Annotated in this window: 3 protein-coding genes; all 3 read right to left on the bottom strand. The window is 45.5% G+C overall.

All coding sequences use genetic code 11. The features are described from left to right. Positions 1-234, bottom strand: a 234-nt coding sequence (locus A3761_RS23660; protein ID WP_231881299.1) for a prephenate dehydrogenase/arogenate dehydrogenase family protein, incomplete at its 3' end; no start/stop codon positions are given. Beyond that, positions 231-1,364, bottom strand: coding sequence for a histidinol-phosphate transaminase (gene hisC, locus A3761_RS23655; RefSeq protein WP_231872046.1), 1,134 nt, complete (start codon positions 1,362-1,364; stop codon positions 231-233). The genes A3761_RS23660 and hisC, both read right to left, overlap by 4 nt. Further along, the gene (pheA, locus tag A3761_RS23650) at positions 1,364-2,461 is read right to left on the bottom strand and encodes a prephenate dehydratase (protein ID WP_068515499.1); all 1,098 of its coding nucleotides are present in this window, start codon (positions 2,459-2,461) and stop codon (positions 1,364-1,366) included. The genes hisC and pheA overlap by 1 nt, the downstream gene beginning before the upstream one ends. Positions 2,462-2,544: the final 83 nt, after the last annotated feature.

Below are 2,544 nucleotides of genomic sequence, written 5' to 3'. Positions count from 1 at the left end.
AAATGCCTTTACAGGAACCGCCAGCACAACCAAGTCAGCACCTTTCACTGCCGCAGCGATAGATTCAGCAGCCTCATCGATAACTCCTAACTCAACACCAAGCTTAGCCTCACTATGATTTAAGGAGTAACCGCAAGTGTGTGCTGCAAAACCTTCAGTTCTCGCGGCCTTAGCCAAGGAGCCACCAATCAACCCAACACCAATTACAGCCAACCTTGCAATGCGCGAGCTCACAAGCATCCTTCCTCTCGTAAAGAGTCGAGTGCTTTAATAAACTTTGAATTCTCCTGCTCCAAACCAATAGATACACGAAGGAACGAGTTCATACCGTAATTCGCTACAGGGCGCACAATCACACCAAGCTTCAACAAGCGCTGATAAATTTCCATAGCATCAACACCCGTATCAAAGGTAATAAAGTTACCTTTTGACGGAATAAATTCTAGCCCGAGATGCTCAAGAGCAAGCGCCATCTGACACATCCCTTGAGCATTACACTCAACACTAGCCTTTAGGTAGGCATCATCTCTTAAAACAGCAGCTGCTGCGGCTAATGCTAAAGAATTGACATTAAACGGGTGCCGTACACGATTAAGGATATTCGCGATACCCGGATGAGAGACAGCATAGCCCACACGCAAAGAAGCCAACCCCCAAGCTTTGGAAAAGGTTCTAGTAACAATCAGATTTGTGTGCTTTTCGACAAGACCGATACCATCCGGAAAGTCTTCATCGGAAATGTATTCACAATAAGCTTCATCCAAAACAACAATCACTCGTTCCGGCACCTTGGCTAGAAACTCAAGCAAAAGATCTTTATTGATCGATGTCCCCGTTGGGTTATTCGGGTTAGCAATAAATATTAGTTTGGTTTTCTCAGAAATTCGCTCATACATTGCATCAAGGTCATGACCCCAATCTTTTGAGGGAGCTACAACAGCTTTAGCACCTACAGCCTGACAGGATATCGCATAAACTGCGAAGGCATATTCAGAGAAAATTACTTCAGAATCTCGATCAGAAAAACAACGAGTAATAATATCCAACAAGTCATTTGAGCCGTTGCCAAGCGTCATGCTCTCAAGGCTGATGTCATGCCCTTGAAATGACAGATACTCTTTTAAGGCATACTTTAGTTTATAGCCATTGCCATCAGGGTAACGACTTCCCTCAGCGAGCTCAGCTGAAATGGCTTGTTTTGCCAATTCACTCATACCCAGAGGATTTTCATTACTTGCCAGCTTTACAATATCGCTAATACCCAACTCTCGTTCTAGCTCGTCAATGGGTTTTCCGGGTTGATAAGGATGCAAAGCCTGGACAGGCGCTACAGCCAAACCTGAAAGCTGGTCAGATTTTTTCACTAGAGCACACCCACCGGATAAGAACCGAGATGTTTAATTTCTACCGCATCAGGAGAAACCTGCTGAACAACTTTCTGCACGCCTTCGTCATCGATATGACCTTCGAAATCAATAAAGAACACATAGGCCCAAGTACCGGAATTCGAAGGCCGAGTTTCCAGGCGGGTAAGGCTAATATCATTTTGATGGAAAGGCTCAAGGACGTGATATAGTGCCCCTGGTTTGTTCTTGGCCGACACCATAATAGAGGTCTTATCTTGACCGCTAGCAGGAACAACATCGCTACCGATAATCAAGAAGCGGGTCGTATTATCAGGCTGATCTTCAATATTCTCGACAAGTTTGAGTAAGCTATACTGCTCGGCTGCCATGTCACCAGCGATCGCAACAGCCCCTTCTTCTTTCATGCTGAGCTTTGCAGCCTCGGCATTACTACTAACAGCAACACGCTCAACTTGAGGGCAATTCGCATCCAACCATTTCCGGCACTGCGCCAAAGATTGCTGATGGGAATAGACTCGTTTGATATCAGAGGGTTTGATTTCATCATTCGATAGCAAGTGGTGATGAATTCTTAACTTCACTTCACCAGCAATGAATAAAGGTGAATTTACGAAACTATCCAAAGTATGATTAACAACGCCTTCCGTTGAGTTCTCAACTGGTACAACGCCATAGTTTGCCTGGCCAGACTCCACCTCTCGAAACACTTCATCAATTGCACTCATAGGCTGAGCATGAACAAAGTGTCCAAAATGTTTTAGGGCCGCTGCATGCGTATAAGTACCTTCCGGCCCTAAAAAAGCTACCTTCATTGGTTTTTCAAGGGCTAGACAACAGGACATTATCTCTCTGAAGAGCTTAGCAACATCTTCATCTGGCATAGGCCCCGTATTGCGTTCCATTACGGCCCGCAGGACCTGAGCCTCTCGCTCAGGGCGATAATACTGCACAAGCTCATTACCGGCAGCAGCCTGCTTCACCTCAGCAACACGCTGAGCACAAGCTGCGCGCTGGTTGATCAAAGACTGAATATTTTGATCAATCTCATCAATCTGAGCCCTTAGCTTTGCGAGCTCTGTTGCTTCATCTACCATTATATTTCCAGTTAGGCCTCAGGTGATTGATCTGAAGATTCATCTGATTCACTCGAAGCGCCTGCCTCAACAGTATCAGTTCC

It is taken from the genome of Oleiphilus sp. HI0123 (assembly GCF_001635315.1).
Note: the sequence above shows the minus strand (reverse complement) of the source record. Positions and strands in the feature narration are given on the sequence as shown.

Coding starts and splice junctions, on each gene's coding strand:
- pheA (WP_068515499.1), bottom strand. CDS start 2,461: ATGGTAGATGAAGCAACAGAGCTCGCAAAGCTAAGGGCTCAGATTGAT.